We start from the raw sequence: 16,214 nt of genomic DNA on the forward strand, positions 1-16,214 counted from the left end.
CTCATTCCTGTCTGTAAGCTTCGGCGATTGCCACCGGCCCAAGCCGTGTCAGGCAGGCGGCGGCGGTTTCGCCCTGAAATCGTGCGCCGCTGATCATCGCCGCGATGCGGCTTATGCCGCGCGCGGCGTCATAGCCCGGCCTGTAGCCCGCTGGAAGGGCCCTTGCCGTCGCGTTCACGACAAGTCCGGCTCCATTTTCGCCGCCGACGATTGTCAGCGGTGCCGGGCCGGGGTGGGCGCAGCCCTTGGCGCAGCCGGAAATGTGCAAAGTGAAGTCGAGAATATCGGCGTTTTCGGCGGCGATGGTTTCGGCGAGGTCGCGCGTTGCGATACGGCCGGAAGCACAGGCGGGCGTGCCGGGGCAAGCGGCGATCCGGGTTCGCGGGTCGGTGGGGGAGGTGACGAAGCCGAGGGCGGCGGCTATGTCCTGGAGGGACTGGTTGGCGTGCGGCGGCTGGCCGAGGAAGAGCAAGGCGCGGCCCGGGGCGAGGCGGATTTCGGTCGTGCCGAGGGAGAGGGCACTTTTTGCGAGAGCGATCATATTCTGCGCAGGCATGCTGCCGTAGGGCAGGGCTATGCCGAGGGCTACGGCGTGGCCTGCTAGAGGGAAAAGGCCGATGGGTTTGCGCGAGGCGCCCCCCTCTGTCCTGCCAGAGGGGCGCGCCTCGCGCGAACCTGTCAGGCTTAGCCAACCCGCCAGAGACACCAATTGCCGCTCCGACAGACCCCTCGCATGCGCGTCACGGCCTTTTTCAGCAATCATCCTGAGCGCTGCAACCGTAACATCGCGCGCCGCGTCGCCTTCCGCCACGACTAGCAATCGTGCGCTCTGCCCATCGCCCGCAACAGACACGAGCCATCGAATCCCGGCACTACTCCGAACCGCCAAGAGCCGCACATCGGCCGTCACCGCGTCCAGCGTGAGTTGCCCGCCGCCGTCGACAACCACCGACACTTTCGGGCCGAGCCGTTGCGTCAGCCCTGCTTCCTCGATCGCCGCCCTGATCCGCTCAGCCAGCGGTCGTGGATCTGCGATCTCCCGCGGGTCGATGCCCGCCAGCGGCCCTGTCTCCACCGGCACGCCGGTCCGCACCGCAATGCCCAGCGCATCGACTTCCGCCGCCAAGAGCGGCGCGCTTTGCGCCGTGAGGCCGCGTATCTGCAAGCTGCCGCGCGCGGTCACTTCCATGATGCCGTTGCCATGCCGCAGGGCGGATTCAGCCAGTGCGATCAACAGCTTCGCCGTGAAGCCTCCATCGACTGGGTTGAGCCGCACGAGCAGCCCGTCCCCGGTCTGCATAGGCGCTGACAAAGCGGGGCAGGCGCCACGGCGCGAGAAGGCATTCATGCCGCCACTCCCAGTGCCTCGGCCTCGGCAATCAGCGCGGCCAGATCGTCGTCGATGGAATTGCGCAAGGGGTGCCAGAGGCCGCGCCGGCGCGCCGACAGGAAACGCTCGGCAATGACTTTCGCGGCGGCAGGGTTTTCACGCAGGATGAAGGCGCGCACTTCGGGATCCCCGACATAGGCATCGTGCACGGCCTCGATGAGCGTGCCCGAAATAGCGTGGGTGGTTTCGGCGAAGCCTACGAGACGGTCGACCGTCTCGGCGAATTCGGAGGCGCCGCGCGGGCCGTGGCGCATCTGGCCTGATATGAAGCGGGCATTGACGGCGCGGGCGCGCACCACGCGCGAGACGGCTTCGCTGACCGAGCGCGGCTTCGGCTTTTGCGGGTCCGTCGTGTCGAGCACGATGACGTCGGCATTGCGGCCCAGCGCGGCAAGGGCGGCTGAAAAACCGCCGATGAAGGCGACGTCGGCTGAGCCTTCCAGGATGTCGCGGCCGGGGTCATCGCCGGTATGGACAAGCAGGTCGGCCTCGGCGAGGCGCCCCTCGAAAGCGCCTGGCGCCGGGATACCTTCACCGCCGGCGCCGCCATAGGCATACGATGTCGCGTCGAGATAGGCGCGGCCGATCTCTTCGCGCGCGCGCCAATCGCCACCCGACAGGAGATCCTCGACGCCCGCGCCATACGTCCCGGGCGAGGTGCCGAAGATACGCGGGCTTACCTTGCCGTCGGCGCGGGTTTTTGCCGCCAGCGGGTTTTCCGAATCGTCCTCGTCCCGCGCGGCAACGGCGTTGGCGGCGGCATCGATCAGCGCGATCTGGGTCGGAAACATGTCGCGGAACAGGCCCGATATGCGCCACGTGACGTCGACGCGCGGGCGGCCGAGCGTGGCCGGCGGCAGTACCTCGATGCCGGTGACGCGGCCGGTGGCGGCATCCCACTGCGGCCGGCAGCCCATCAGCGCCAGGCCTTGCCCGATCTCCTCGCCGCCGGTGCGCAGCGAGGCCGAGCCCCAGAGGTCGATGACCAGCGAACGCGGCCAGTCACCATGCGATTGCATGTAGCCGCGCACCACTTCCTGCGCCGCGGCCCTGCCGAGGTCGTAGGCGGTCGGCGTTGGCATGGTGCGCGGGTCCGAGGTGAACAGGTTGCGGCCCGTCGGCAGCACGTCGGAGCGTCCACGCGCCGGGGCGCCGGCCGGGCCGGCCTTGACGTGACGGCCATCGAGCACGGCAAGCAGCGCCGTCTTCTCGGCCTCTGCGCTTTGCCGGCGCATGGCGTCGGGCTCGTCTTCGGCCGCGCGGCCATAGACATGCAGCCCGTCCTTGATGGCGAAATCCTTCAGGTCACAGAGCCAGGCGTCGATGCGGCGCAATGCTTCATCGGGCGCGTCGGTTGTGGTGACACCGGCTTCGGAGGCGAGGCCGGTTTTCTGGGCGGTGTCGACGATCAGTTTCGCCAAGCGGTCGCGGCGACGGCGATCGAGGCCATCGGCCTGGGCGTATTCGTCGACCAGGCGTTCGAGCTTGTGCTGATCCTCGTCGAGCCCCGCGCCGGCCAGCGGCGGCGGCAGATGGCCAAGGGTGATGGCGGCGATGCGGCGCTTGGCCTGTGCCGCCTCGCCGGGATTGGAGACGATAAAGGGATAGATGACCGGCACGGCACCGGTGACGATCTCGGGGAAGCAGGCTTGCGACAGCGCAACGGTCTTTCCCGGAAGCCATTCCAGCGTGCCATGGGCGCCGACATGAATCAGCGCATGGATGCCGAGCGACTTGCGCAGCCACAGGCCGAAGGCGAGCAGGGCATGGCCCGGGGGGAGCGTTGGATCATGGTAGTCGGCGCGGCGATCGGCGGATCGGCCACGATCGGGGGCCAGGGCGACAGTGATGTTACCGAAGGTGGCGGCGCGGAAGGGGAAGCTTTGTGTTTCTTCTGCCTTGCCCCAAGCGGCTTCTACCGCAGCACTAGCCTCAGGCGGCAGGCCTTTCGAGAACTCGATATAGTCGTCCAGGCTCAAACCCTGATCGCCTACACCCAGCAACCACAGCAACTCACGCGGCGTCTCCGGAATCCCCTCAACCGCATAACCCTGTTCGCGGAGGTCTTGCAGCATGGCCAGCACGCTGGACGGCACATCCAATCCGACGGCGTAGCCCGTTCTGCCCGGCGCGCTCGGATAATCTGGGATAAGGATGGCCAGCTTGCGCCCGGCACGCGGTGTGTCCTGCAGCTTCATGAACGCCGCGATGCGGTCCGCCACCTGCGCCACGCGATCCGGTTCCGGCCGGTTGGCGAAGGCGCGGTGGCCAAGGGCGGGGTCGACATCGCTCTCGCCCTTGAAGGAAATGGCGCCGGCCAGGATGCGGCCGTCGAGCTCGGGCAGGACGACATGCATGGCGAGGTCGGCGGGTGCCAGGCCACGCTGGTTGTTTTCCCAGGCGTCGCGGCGGGTGGTGGCGACGATGAGCTGGAAGACAGGCACGCCGGCCCGGTCGAACAGGGTTTCGACGCCCGGTTCGGCGCCTGAGGCGAAGGCAGTGGCTGTAATGATGGCGGCGGGCTGGAGCGTGGTGAGGGCTGTTTCCACGAAGGCGAGTGACGCCGGGTCCTTCAGGCTGGAGACGAAGATGGGGACCGGGAGCATGCCGCGTTGGCGCAGCGCCTCAAAAAGCGCATCGATAGGCGCGACGTCGGCGGCGAGCAGCATCGAGCGATAGAAAAGGATCGGCACGACCTTTCCCTCCCCGACGCTGGCGAGGGGGACGATGCCGCGAGCGGGCTCGTAGTAGCCAGCTTTTGGCACATTGACCGGCCCAGCCACCGCCACATCCGACCCGGCCAGCCCCGCCAGCCGCTGCATCAGCGCTGCCATATTGGCCGGGCCGCCCTCGCGAAAATAGCTGAGCAGGCCGTCCAATTCCTCGCGCGGCAGCGTCGAGGCCTCGATCAGCCTGACATCCTCGTCGTGGCTTTCACCGGGAAGCAACGCCAGTTTTATGCCGCGTTCGTGGGCGATCGATGCAAGCTGGTCGCATCCATAGCGCCACCAGTCGTAGCCGCCGAGAATGCGCACCAGGATGATCTTGGCGTGACGGGCGACGCTGTCGATCCAGAGGTCGACCGACATGGGATGGCGCAAGTCGCGCAATGCCGCAAGCCGCATAGACGGCAAGCGGCCGGCATCCGCCTTCCACGCTGTCGCCAGGCCGGCGAGGTCGCTGTCGGTGAAGGACAGCGCCACGATATCCGCCGGCGTCTGCCGCAGATCGACCGGCTCGGCGAGATCGTCGAGCGAGGCGGATGTCGTGGTGAGGATGTGCATCGCGGCCCGTGCCTGTAAATCAGCCGGCGAGTATACGCTCGATCGCCGGGCGGTTCAGCCCCTTGAGGCCGATGACGACGAGGCGCGACCGCCGGTCGTCCTCGGCCGTCCAGGCGCGGTCGTAATAGTGATTGACGCGTGGGCCGACGGCCTGCAGCAGGAGCCTCATCGGCTTGCCGCCGACCTCGACGAAACCTTTCACGCGCAGAACGTTTTCCTGTTCGGCCGCGGTGGCGACGCGCTTGGCCAGTTCGTCCGGATTGGCGATCGAGGGAATGTCGACGATGAAGGTGTCGAAATCGTCATGCTCATGGTCGAATGCGCCGTCGTGATGCGACTTGCGATTCTCGATGTCATCCTCGACGGCGAGACCGAGCCCAAGCAGAACCGAAGGATCGACCTTGCCGTGCGAGGTCGGCACGACCTGCACGGCGCGGGCGGAATGTTCGCCGATAATGGCGTTGGCGCGGGCCGAGCCGGCGGCGTCCATCAGGTCGCTTTTAGACAGGATGATCAGGTCGGCGCAGGCGATCTGATCCTCGAACACTTCCTCCACCGGGTCGTCATGGTCGAGGCTGTCATCTCCGGCACGCTGCGCCTGCAGGGCGTCCATGTCGTTGGCGACACGGCCTTCGGCAAGTGCGGGACCATCGACCACGGCAATGACGCCGTCGACGGTCACGCGGCTCTTCACCGTCGGCCACTGGAAAGCCTGGACCAGGGGCTTGGGCAAAGCCAGGCCCGAGGTCTCGATCAGGATGTGGTCAACCTTCGGCGTCAGCGACAGGATCTGGTCGAGCGCCGGCACGAAATCGTCGGCGACGGTGCAGCAGATGCAGCCATTGGCCAGTTCGACGATATTTTCCTCCGGGCAGGTGTCGATGCCGCAACCTTTGAGGATTTCGCCGTCGATGCCGATGTCTCCGAACTCGTTGACGATGATGGCAATGCGCTTGCCGCCGGCGTTCTCCAGGAGATGGCGGACCAGCGTCGTCTTGCCGGCGCCGAGGAAGCCGGTGACGACGGTGCACGGGACGCGGGATAGGGAAGCGCTCATGATCAATCCTTCAACAGGTCGAGGGGAGGAATGCGGGCCACGAGGCCGCGCTTCAAGGAATCGGGTCGGCCGCGCCAGGGGATGAGGCCGTCGGTCGACGTGGCGAAAAGTTTGGCGCCGGTGACGAGGTCGGCGCCGCTGGCCGCGGTCAGGTCGCCGAAGACATAGCTCCAGCAGCCATCCCGCAGGATCGCGGCGCTAAGCCTTCGCTTGCAATTGCCTAGGCATTCGACCGCGCGGACGCGGACTTCGCCCGATGAGGCTCGCCGTGTGTCATCAGCCAGCAGTTCGCCGGCGCGAGGATGGACATCCGAGCCGGTTTCGTCACGGCAGGAAGCACAGACAATGACCGTGACCTCGGCCAAGGCGTCGCCGTTGGCGGATCGGATATCCGCTGTGCCAGCCGAAAAACTGCTGTTCTGGTCCAAAAAGCCGGGCTCCTTGCCCGGAAACCCGCCGGGCGATCGGATTTTTTTGTCGCAGACGGCAGGTCTCCTGGCTCGCGGGTCATCGCCTTGGTGCCGCCTTCCCGGGAAGCTCCCAGTGGCTTTCGGCCTTGGCTCTTCGCTTACAGTTGCGGGGACAGCCACGGATTTGAGATTTTCATCCCGCACCGCATTCCCTCTTAGCCCTTGCCGTTGCGGGCAAGGGACCGTCTGGATCGGATTTAGGCTTTTGCGGGTGGCGGTGTCAACGCGGGCTTACGACACGGCGATGTCGGCCAGCGCCGGGCCCAGATCGCCGGCCGGCGTCACTTCCATACGCTCAAGGCCAAGCCAGTCCTGCATCCGCTTCAGTTCCTCGCACAGCTGAGCCGCCGTTTCGGGCGGTGCGCCGGGCTCGGCGTAGGTGGCGTGGACGCGCAGCACGCTCGCTGGCCGGTCGGCCTTGAGATCGACGCGCGCGACGATCCGGTCGCCGAGCAGGAAGGGCAGGACGTAGTAGCCGTATTGGCGTTTCTCGGCGGGCGTGTAGATCTCGATGCGGTAGTGGAAGTCGAACAGCCGCTCCGAGCGCGAGCGTTCGAAGACGACGGGATCGAAGGGGGCGAGAAGGGCACGAGCTTCGATTTTCCGGGGCAGACGGGCGTCCTTGTGAAGGTAAGCCGGCTTGTCCCAGCCTTCGACACGCACCGGCAGCAACTCGCCCAACTCGACCAACTCCTCCAGCCGGCCCTTCATGTCGGCCGGCGACAGGCGGAAATAGTCGCGCAAATCGCCCGATGTCGCGATGCCGTGTGCGCGGGCGGAAATTCGCAGCAGTTCGCGGTGCGCGTCCTCGGCTGCCGGCACCGGCAGATCGAGGATCGCCTGCGGCAGCACGCGCTCGGGCAGATCGTAGAAGCGCTCGAAGCCGCGGCGGTGCGCGGTGGTGATGCGGCCGGCCCAGAACAGCCATTCGAAGGCATGCTTGGCATGGCTCCAGCCCCACCAGCCGCCCGAACCTTTCTGGCCTTCCAGCGCCGAAGCGGCGATCGGGCCGCGCGCGACGACCTCGCGGTAGATCTCTTCTATATACGCGGCGTGCTCGCGGCCCCATTTGGCCAGCCCCAGATACATCTCGTCGCCCTGCTCGGCGCGCTGCATGCGCCAGCGCATCAGCGGATAGGTCTCGACCGGCAGGAACGAGGCTTCGTGCGCCCAGTATTCGAACACCGTGCGCTTGCGCGTCACGGCGGCATTGTCGAGCAGAGCGAGCGGGTAGGGGCCGAGCCGCGAATAGAGCGGCATGTAGTGAGCGCGCACCACGGCGCTGACGGAATCGATCTGCAGCAGGCCGGTGCGCGAGAGCACCCGGGCGAAGTGGCGGCGGTCGGGTGTGCCACTTGGGCGGGGATCGAGAAACCCCTGGGCGGCAAGCGCGATGCGCCGGGCGGTGGCGAGCGAGATCTTTTCCTTCATGCAAACGTCACTCTGCGGGTGATTTGGATGGTGATTCCAGCCCATGCTAGCAGGGTTTTGGCGGCTATCCTGTCAGGAGAGAAAAGTGGAGTAGAAAATGAAGGAAATCAAACAGGAGCCGATCGTACCAGTTTCTCCTGTAATGCCGTCCAGCTCGGTGTTTTGAACAAGGTTTGACTTGCTTCGCTGGAAGTGCTGCGCTAACCCTCGCCGCGTTGCAGCATAGGCCCTTAAAACGGTTCAGCGGTTAAACTGTCACGCTTCCGCATTAAGGTCCGGTGCTGTAATCAAAGTGGATTGGCGCCAACGGAAAGCCGCTGCATGAACGCACTCCTCAGTTCGTACCTGCCCATCGTCCTGTTCATCGGCGTGGCACTGGTCGTCGGCCTGGCGCTGTTGGCCGCACCGTTCCTGGTGGCCTACCGCAATCCCGATCCCGAAAAGCTTTCCGCCTACGAGTGCGGTTTCAACTCGTTCGACGATGCCCGCATGAAATTCGACATCCGCTTCTACCTGGTGTCGATCTTGTTCATCATCTTCGACCTCGAAGTGGCCTTCCTGTTTCCCTGGGCGGTGTCCTTCTCGAAGATAGGCATGCTCGGCTTCTGGTCGATGATGGTGTTTTTGGCAGTGCTGACCATCGGCTTTGCCTATGAATGGAAAAAAGGAGCGCTGGAATGGGATTGAACGACAGTTCAGGCACCCTCGTCGCGCCGAAGCCGAAGGGCATTATCGATCCCAACACCGGCCGGCCGGTGGGGGAGGACGATCCCTTTTTCCTCGAAATCAACAATGAGCTCGCCGACAAGGGGTTCCTGGTCACCTCGACCGAGGCGCTGATCACCTGGGCGCGTAGCGGCTCGCTGATGTTCATGACCTTCGGTCTGGCGTGCTGCGCGGTCGAAATGATCCACACCTCGATGCCGCGCTACGATTCGGAGCGCTTCGGCGTCGCGCCGCGTGCGTCCCCGCGCCAGTCCGACATCATGATCGTTGCCGGCACGCTGACCAACAAGATGGCGCCAGCGCTGCGCAAGGTCTACGACCAGATGCCGGAGCCGCGCTACGTCATCTCGATGGGCTCGTGCGCCAATGGCGGCGGCTATTACCACTATTCCTATTCGGTGGTGCGCGGCTGCGACCGCGTCGTGCCGGTCGACATCTATGTGCCCGGCTGCCCGCCGAGCGCCGAAGCTTTGCTCTACGGCATTCTTCTCCTGCAGAAGAAAATCCGCCGCACCGGCACGATCGAACGGTAAATCCATGGCTGCTTCCCTAAGCGAACTGTCGACTTATCTCGGCGAGAAGCTGATCGGCCGCGTCAATGACGCGGTGCTGGCCTATGGCGAACTCACCATCCATGTCGACCCGGGCGACCTCATCGAAGTGGTGACCTTCCTGCGTGACGACGCGCGCTGCCAGTTCATCTCGATCATCGATGTCTGCGGCGCCGACTATCCGTCGCGGGCCAAGCGCTTCGACGTCGTCTATCACCTGCTGTCGCCGAAGCAGAATTTGCGCATCCGCGTCAAGGTGCAGGCCGACGAAGACACGATGGTGCCGTCGATCACCGGCGTTTTCCCGGGTGCCGACTGGTTCGAGCGCGAGACTTACGATCTCTATGGCGTGCTGTTCTCGGGCCATCCCGACCTGCGCCGGCTTTTGACCGACTACGGTTTCGAAGGCCATCCGCTGCGCAAGGATTTCCCGCTGACCGGTTTCGTCGAGGTGCGCTACGACGACGAAGCCAAGCGCGTCATATATGAGCCTGTGGAATTGAAGCAGGAATTCAGGAACTTCGACTTTTTGAGCCCATGGGAGGGGACAGATTACGTTCTTCCCGGGGACGAAAAAGCCAAGACGAATTGAGGCGCCACAATGGCTGAAACCTCCGTCCGCAATTTCAACATCAACTTTGGCCCGCAACACCCTGCGGCGCACGGCGTTTTGCGCCTGGTGCTGGAGCTGGACGGCGAAGTCGTCGACCGCGTCGATCCGCATATCGGACTTTTGCATCGCGGCACCGAAAAGCTGATCGAGGCAAAAACCTATCTGCAGGCGGTGCCTTACCTCGACCGGCTCGACTATTGCGCGCCGATGAACCAGGAGCATGCCTTCGCGCTCGCCGCCGAGCGCCTGCTCGGCATCGAGGTGCCGAAGCGCGGCCAGCTGATCCGCGTGCTCTATTGCGAAATCGGCCGCATCATGTCGCACATCCTCAATGTGACGACGCAGGCGATGGACGTCGGCGCGCTGACGCCCCCGCTATGGGGCTTCGTCGAACGCGAAAAGCTGATGGTGTTCTATGAGCGCGCCTCCGGCTCGCGCATGCATGCCGCCTATTTCCGCCCGGGCGGCGTCCACCAGGACCTGCCGCGCCAGCTGGTCGAGGACATCGGCAAGTGGATCGACCCGTTCCTCAAGTCGATCGACGACCTGGACAAGTTGCTGACCGGCAACCGCATCTTCAAGCAGCGCAATGTCGATATCGGCATCGTATCGCTGGCCGATGCCTGGGCCTGGGGTTTTTCGGGCGTCATGGTGCGCGGTTCGGGCTCGCCGTGGGATCTGCGCAAGTCGCAGCCCTATGAATGCTATTCGGAAATGGATTTCGACATTCCGATCGGCAAGAACGGCGACTGCTACGACCGGTATCTCGTGCGCATGGAAGAAATGCGCCAGTCGGCGCGCATCATGCGCCAGTGCGTCGATCTGCTGCTCGGCAAGGAAAGCACAGGCCCGGTGTCGAACCTCGACGGCAAGGTCGTGCCGCCGAAGCGCCAGGCGATGAAGCGCTCGATGGAAGCGCTGATCCATCATTTCAAGCTCTACACCGAAGGCTATCGCGTGCCGGCCGGCGAGGTCTATGCCGCCGTCGAGGCGCCGAAGGGCGAGTTCGGCGTCTATCTGGTCTCCGACGGGTCCAACAAGCCCTACCGCTGCAAGCTGCGCGCACCCGGTTTCGCGCATCTGCAAGCGATGGATTTCCTCTGCCGCGGCCACATGCTGGCCGACGTCACCGCCGTTCTCGGCTCCCTCGACATCGTGTTTGGTGAGGTCGATCGCTAAATGTCAGTCCGCCGTCTCGCAGAAGCCAGCGTCCAGCCAGCGTCCTTCGCCTTCAACCGGGCGAACGCCGCGGCTGCGAAGCAGTGGATCAAGAAGTACCCGAAAGGCCGCGAGCAGTCGGCGATCATCCCGTTGCTGATGATTGCGCAGGAGCAGGAAGGCTGGGTCACCAAGGCGGCGATCGAGACGATTTCCGATATGCTCGGCATGCCGCGCATCCGCGGGCTCGAGGTCGCGACGTTCTACACGCAATACCAGCTCAACCCGGTGGGCACGAGGGCGCACATCCAGGTCTGCGGCACCACGCCCTGCATGCTGCGCGGCTCGGAAGCGCTGATGGATGTGTGCCGCTCCAAAATCCATCACGACCAGTTCCACACCAACGACAAGGGCACCTTGTCGTGGGAAGAGGTCGAATGTCTCGGCGCTTGCGTCAATGCGCCGATGGTCATGGTGTTCAAGGACACGTTCGAGGATCTGACGCCGGAACGGCTGGCCGAAATCATCGATCTCTATGACGCTGGCAAGGGCGCGTCGGTGGCGCCGGGACCGCAGAACGGCCGTACCGGCTCGGAGCCGGCCTCCGGCCTGACGACGCTGAAGAGCGAAAAGGCTATCCTCAAGTCGACCCGTGACAGGGAAGCAAGAGAAGCAGCCAAGGCCGCCAAGGCGGCGCCTGACGCGATCATCGCCGCGCCTGTTCCGGCGCCCGCCGCCGCTCCCGTCGCGCCGTCCAATGCCAGCAAGCCGAAGACCGATGCGCCGGAAACCAGCCCTGCCTTGAAAACGCCTTCGAAAGCCAAGGTGGCACCAACTGCGGAGAACGCCGCGAGCGTTTCGGCGCCTCTGCATTCGGCCGCCAATGCCAACAAGGCGGCTGCGGAAGTCGAGAAGGTCGCCAAGCAACGCAATGGGCCGACGGCCAAGGCCGAGCCGGCCGCGGCTTTCAAGGCGCCGGAAGCCAAGGTGCCAGTGGCAAAGCCGGCGAAACCGTCGCTGGAGGACAAGAACCGTCCGGCCGGTATCGACAGGCCGGCCGCGGTCGACGACCTCAAGCTGATCTCCGGCGTCGGCCCGAAGATCCAGGGCATTTTGCACGAGCTGGGCATCTTCACCTTCGCGCAGGTCGCATCCTGGAAGAAGGCCGAGCGTGAATGGGTGGACGGCTATCTCTCCTTCCAGGGACGCATCGAGCGCGACGACTGGGTCAAGCAGGCCAAGGCGCTCGCCAAGGGCGGCGTCGCCGAATACATCCGCGTTTTCGGCAAGAAGCCGGTCTGAGGATACAAAAAATGCTTCAGGACAAAGACCGCATCTTCACCAACATCTACGGCCTCTTCGACAAGTCGCTGGCCGGCGCGATGGCCCGCGGCGCCTGGGACAACACGCCCGGCCTCGTCGCCAAGGGGCGCGAGTGGATTGTCAACGAGATGAAGGCGTCGGGCCTGCGCGGCCGTGGCGGCGCCGGCTTCCCGACCGGCCTCAAATGGTCTTTCATGCCGAAGCAGAGCGACGGCCGGCCGAGCTACCTCGTCATCAATGCCGACGAATCCGAGCCCGGCACCTGCAAGGACCGCGACATCCTGCGCAATGACCCGCACACGCTGGTCGAGGGCGCGTTGCTCGCCGGTTTCGCCATGGGCGCTATCGCGGCCTACATCTATGTGCGCGGCGAGTTCATCCGCGAGCGCGAGGCGCTGCAGCGCGCCATCGAAGAGGCCTATGAAGCCAAGCTGATCGGCAAGAACAACACTTCGGGGTATGATTTCGACGTCTACATGCATCACGGCGCCGGCGCCTATATCTGCGGCGAAGAAACGGCGCTGCTGGAAAGCCTCGAAGGCAAGAAGGGCCAGCCCAGGCTGAAGCCGCCATTCCCGGCCAATGTCGGCCTCTATGGCTGCCCGACCACCGTCAACAATGTCGAGTCGATCGCGGTGGCACCGACCATCCTGCGTCGGGGCGCGGCGTGGTTCTCGTCCTTCGGTCGGCCCAACAATGTCGGCACCAAGCTGTTCTGCGTCTCCGGCCACGTCAACAATCCGTGCACCGTCGAAGAGGCGATGTCGATCCCGTTCCGCGAGCTGATCGAAACGCATTGCGGCGGCATTCGCGGCGGCTGGGACAATCTCCTGGCGGTGATTCCGGGCGGCGCCTCGGTGCCGCTGGTGCCGGCCGAGCAGATCATCGACACGCCGATGGATTTCGACGCGCTGCGCGACCTGAAATCAGGCCTCGGCACGGCGGCCGTCATCGTCATGGACAAGTCGACCGACGTCGTGAAGGCGATCGCGCGTCTGTCCTACTTCTACAAGCATGAGAGCTGCGGTCAGTGCACGCCGTGCCGCGAAGGCACTGGCTGGATGTGGCGGGTGATGGAGCGGCTGGTGCGCGGCGAGGCGCAGAAGCGCGAGATCGACATGCTGCTCGACGTCACCAAGCAGGTCGAGGGCCATACGATCTGTGCGCTGGGTGATGCGGCGGCGTGGCCGATCCAGGGCTTGATGCGGCATTTCCGCGGCGAGGTGGAGCGCCGCATCGACGAGTTTTCGCGCAACGCGCACCGGGCCGAACCGGTGATGGTGGCGGCGGAATAGACCGATTTGTGACTGCGGAATAACGGGGCGGGGCGAACGAAGAAACGACCAGGAGAACTCTATGGCGCCGTATTCGACACCCTACCCAATGATGCCCAATTTGGACCAGCTCGAGAAGATGAACCAGGACCTGACCAGGATGATGCCGAAGGAGATGGCCAGCGCCGTCAACCTTTTCGTGCATCCTGTCGCCGGGGTGGCAGCGATGTCGGCGCTTGGCGTCGGGCTCGCCAACCATGCATTCGGCGTCTGGATGGGGGCGCTTTCGGGAGCCGCCGAGGCGTCGCAGCGGCTGATGCAGCCGCTGATCGAGGAATTCGAGGCGCGCGTCGAGCAGTTCGAGGACGCGAACTCGTCGTCGACCAAGGCGCGGGCGACGGCCAAGACCTTGATTGCCGAGGCGCAGTCCTTCGCCCAGGAGGTCACCGACATCGCCGCCAAGGAAGCCGCCATCACGGCGCCGGCGGTGAATGTGGCACCGGCAGCCGGCGAGGCGGCCGATATGCTGCTGCCCGAGGACTTCAGGCAGCCCAAGGCAATCGACAAGCCGGTGAAGCCGTCCGACCTCAAGGCGATCTCGGGCATCGGCCCGAAGCTGGAAAAGGTTCTGAACGGGCTTGGTATCTGGACCTATGCCCAGATTGCCGCCTGGTCGCCGCAAGAGATCGCCTGGGTCGACGACTATCTGTCGTTCAACGGCCGCATCGGCCGCGACGACTGGACTGCCCAAGCCGCCGTGCTGGCAACGAAGAAGAAGTGAATGAAATGCCGGGCGCCGCGTCTGTCGCGCCCGGGAAATGAGATTGCGGAAATCCGCAGAGGTTTGAGGCGAATGGCAAAGCTCAAGGTCGACGGGAAAGAGATCACTGTACCCGACCACTACACGCTGCTGCAGGCGGCGGAAGACGCGGGCGCGGAAGTGCCGCGCTTCTGCTTCCATGAGCGGCTGTCGATCGCCGGCAATTGCCGCATGTGCCTGATCGAGGTGAAGGGCGGGCCGCCCAAGCCGCAGGCTTCCTGCGCCATGGGCGTGCGCGACCTGCGCCCCGGCCCGAATGGCGAACCGCCGGAAATCTTCACCAACACGCCGATGGTCAAGAAAGCCCGGGAAGGCGTGATGGAGTTCCTGCTGATCAATCATCCGCTGGACTGTCCGATCTGCGACCAGGGCGGCGAGTGCGACCTGCAGGACCAGGCGATGGCTTTCGGCGTCGATTCCTCGCGCTATCATGAGAACAAGCGCGCCGTCGAAGACAAGTATATCGGCCCGCTGGTCAAGACGGTGATGAACCGCTGCATCCACTGCACGCGCTGCGTCCGCTTCACCACCGAAGTCGCCGGCATCTCCGAACTCGGCCTGATCGGTCGCGGCGAGGACGCCGAGATCACCACCTATCTCGAACAGGCGATGACCTCGGAACTGCAGGGCAACGTCATCGACCTGTGCCCCGTCGGCGCGCTGACCTCCAAGCCGTTCGCCTTCCAGGCACGGCCGTGGGAACTGACCAAGACCGAATCCATCGACGTGATGGACGCGGTCGGCTCGGCGATCCGCATCGACAGCCGCGGCCGCGAAGTGATGCGCATCCTGCCACGCGTCAACGAGCAGGTGAACGAGGAGTGGATCTCCGACAAGACCCGTTTCATCTGGGACGGCCTGCGCACGCAGCGCCTCGACCGCCCCTATGTGCGCAAGGACGGCAAGCTGGTTCCGGCGAGCTGGGCCGAAGCGTTCGCCGCCATCAAGGATGCGGTATCGAAGACGACGCCCGAGAAGATCGGCGCCATATCAGGCGATCTCGCGGCGGTCGAGGAAATCTACGCGCTGAAGCTGCTGATGGCTTCGCTCGGCTCCAGGAACACCGACTGCCGTCAGGACGGCGCTGCCCTCGATCCGTCACTTGGCCGCGCCAGCTACATCTTCAACCCGACCATCGAAGGCATCGAGCAGGCCGACGCGGTGCTGATCATCGGCGCCAACCCGCGTTTCGAAGCCTCCGTGCTCAACGCCCGCATCCGCAAGCGCTGGCGCGTCGGCAACCTGCCGGTCGGCGTCATCGGCGATATCGGCGACACACGCTACGACTATGAACTGCTCGGTGCCGGCCCGGATTCGCTGAAGGATCTGGCCGACGGCAATGGCAAGTTCTTCCAGACCCTGAAGAAGGCGACGCATCCGCTCATCATCGTCGGCCAGGGCGCCCTGGCGCGCGCCGATGGCGCGGCCGTGCTCGGCCAGGCGGCCAAGCTCGCCGGTGCCGTGAACGCCGCTCGCGCCGACTGGAACGGCTTTGCCGTGCTGCACAATGCGGCGGCGCGCGTCGGCGGCCTCGACGTCGGCTTCGTGCCGGGCGAGGGCGGCAAGGACGTCGCCGGCATGCTGGGTGAGACGGACGTGCTGTTCCTGCTCGGCGCCGACGAGATCGACATGGGCAAGACCGGCGGCGCCTTCGTCGTCTATATCGGGACCCATGGTGATGCGGGCGCCCACCGCGCCAATGTCATCCTGCCGGGCGCCGCCTACACGGAAAAGTCGGGCACCTACGTCAACACCGAAGGGCGCGTCCAGCAGACCAACCGCGCCGGCTTCGCCCCGGGCGATGCACGTGAGGACTGGGCGATTCTGCGGGCACTTTCCGACGTGCTGGGCAAGAAGCTGCCGTTCGATTCGCTGCCGCAACTGCGCGCGAGACTTTATGGCGAGTACCCGCATCTGGCGCGCATCGACCAGGTCGCGGCCGGCAATGCCGAGGATATCGCCGGCGTGGCGAAGCTCGGCGGGCGGCTGAACAAGGGCACCTTCACTTCGCCGGTCAAGGATTTCTACCTGACCAACCCGATCGCGCGGGCATCGGCCGTGATGGCGGAATGTTCGGCATTGGCCAAGAGCGGCTTCAAGCAGGCGGCGGAATAAGC

Annotated in this window: 13 protein-coding genes and 1 riboswitch; of the genes, 8 read left to right on the forward strand and 5 right to left on the reverse strand. The window is 65.0% G+C overall.

All coding sequences use genetic code 11. The features are described from left to right. Position 1: 1 nt before the first annotated feature. The 5 genes from cobG to A3AU_RS0101690 form a co-directional block, all read right to left on the reverse strand. Positions 2-1,348: a precorrin-3B synthase gene (gene cobG, locus A3AU_RS0101670; protein WP_027051241.1), complete on the reverse strand. Its 1,347-nt coding sequence runs from the start codon at positions 1,346-1,348 to the stop codon at positions 2-4. Further along, positions 1,345-4,674: a cobaltochelatase subunit CobN gene (cobN, locus tag A3AU_RS0101675; RefSeq protein ID WP_027051242.1), complete on the reverse strand. Its 3,330-nt coding sequence runs from the start codon at positions 4,672-4,674 to the stop codon at positions 1,345-1,347. The genes cobG and cobN overlap by 4 nt, the downstream gene beginning before the upstream one ends. Positions 4,675-4,693: 19 nt before the next feature. Beyond that, positions 4,694-5,731, reverse strand: coding sequence for a cobalamin biosynthesis protein CobW (cobW, locus tag A3AU_RS0101680; RefSeq protein ID WP_027051243.1), 1,038 nt, complete (start codon positions 5,729-5,731; stop codon positions 4,694-4,696). A gap of 2 nt (positions 5,732-5,733) precedes the next feature. After that, positions 5,734-6,159 carry a DUF1636 family protein gene (locus A3AU_RS0101685; protein ID WP_027051244.1) on the reverse strand — a complete coding sequence of 142 codons (426 nt, stop codon included), beginning with the start codon at positions 6,157-6,159 and terminating at the stop codon, positions 5,734-5,736. A 40-nt stretch (positions 6,160-6,199) separates the two neighbouring features. Next, positions 6,200-6,403, reverse strand: a riboswitch (cobalamin riboswitch). Between the two features lie 29 nt (positions 6,404-6,432). Then, positions 6,433-7,632 (reverse strand): winged helix-turn-helix domain-containing protein, encoded by a 1,200-nt coding sequence (locus A3AU_RS0101690; RefSeq protein WP_027051245.1) that lies wholly within the window; start codon positions 7,630-7,632, stop codon positions 6,433-6,435. 321 nt (positions 7,633-7,953) lie between these two features. Between A3AU_RS0101690 and A3AU_RS0101695 the strand changes: the two genes are divergently transcribed. From A3AU_RS0101695 to nuoG, 8 genes are all read left to right on the forward strand, one after another. Then, positions 7,954-8,319 carry an NADH-quinone oxidoreductase subunit A gene (locus tag A3AU_RS0101695; protein ID WP_010910112.1) on the forward strand — a complete coding sequence of 122 codons (366 nt, stop codon included), beginning with the start codon at positions 7,954-7,956 and terminating at the stop codon, positions 8,317-8,319. Continuing rightward, a complete protein-coding gene (locus A3AU_RS0101700; protein ID WP_015317338.1) occupies positions 8,310-8,891 on the forward strand; it encodes a NuoB/complex I 20 kDa subunit family protein in 582 nt (193 codons plus the stop codon). The genes A3AU_RS0101695 and A3AU_RS0101700 overlap by 10 nt, the downstream gene beginning before the upstream one ends. 4 nt (positions 8,892-8,895) lie before the next feature. Then, positions 8,896-9,501, forward strand: coding sequence for an NADH-quinone oxidoreductase subunit C (locus tag A3AU_RS0101705; protein ID WP_027051246.1), 606 nt, complete (start codon positions 8,896-8,898; stop codon positions 9,499-9,501). Positions 9,502-9,510: 9 nt separating this feature from the next. Then, a complete protein-coding gene (locus A3AU_RS0101710; protein WP_027051247.1) occupies positions 9,511-10,701 on the forward strand; it encodes an NADH-quinone oxidoreductase subunit D in 1,191 nt (396 codons plus the stop codon). Next, positions 10,702-11,982, forward strand: a complete 1,281-nt coding sequence (locus A3AU_RS0101715) for an NADH-quinone oxidoreductase subunit E (protein WP_027051248.1) — start codon at positions 10,702-10,704, stop codon at positions 11,980-11,982. 11 nt (positions 11,983-11,993) lie between these two features. After that, positions 11,994-13,298: an NADH-quinone oxidoreductase subunit NuoF gene (gene nuoF, locus A3AU_RS0101720; RefSeq protein WP_027051249.1), complete on the forward strand. Its 1,305-nt coding sequence runs from the start codon at positions 11,994-11,996 to the stop codon at positions 13,296-13,298. A 61-nt stretch (positions 13,299-13,359) separates the two neighbouring features. Further along, positions 13,360-14,058, forward strand: a complete 699-nt coding sequence (locus tag A3AU_RS0101725; RefSeq protein ID WP_027051250.1) for an NADH-ubiquinone dehydrogenase — start codon at positions 13,360-13,362, stop codon at positions 14,056-14,058. A gap of 72 nt (positions 14,059-14,130) precedes the next feature. Beyond that, positions 14,131-16,212, forward strand: coding sequence for an NADH-quinone oxidoreductase subunit NuoG (nuoG, locus tag A3AU_RS0101730; RefSeq protein WP_027051251.1), 2,082 nt, complete (start codon positions 14,131-14,133; stop codon positions 16,210-16,212). Positions 16,213-16,214 lie beyond the last annotated feature (2 nt).

Source organism: Mesorhizobium erdmanii USDA 3471 (genome assembly GCF_000472705.1).
In the GTDB taxonomy this organism is placed as follows: domain Bacteria; phylum Pseudomonadota; class Alphaproteobacteria; order Rhizobiales; family Rhizobiaceae; genus Mesorhizobium; species Mesorhizobium erdmanii.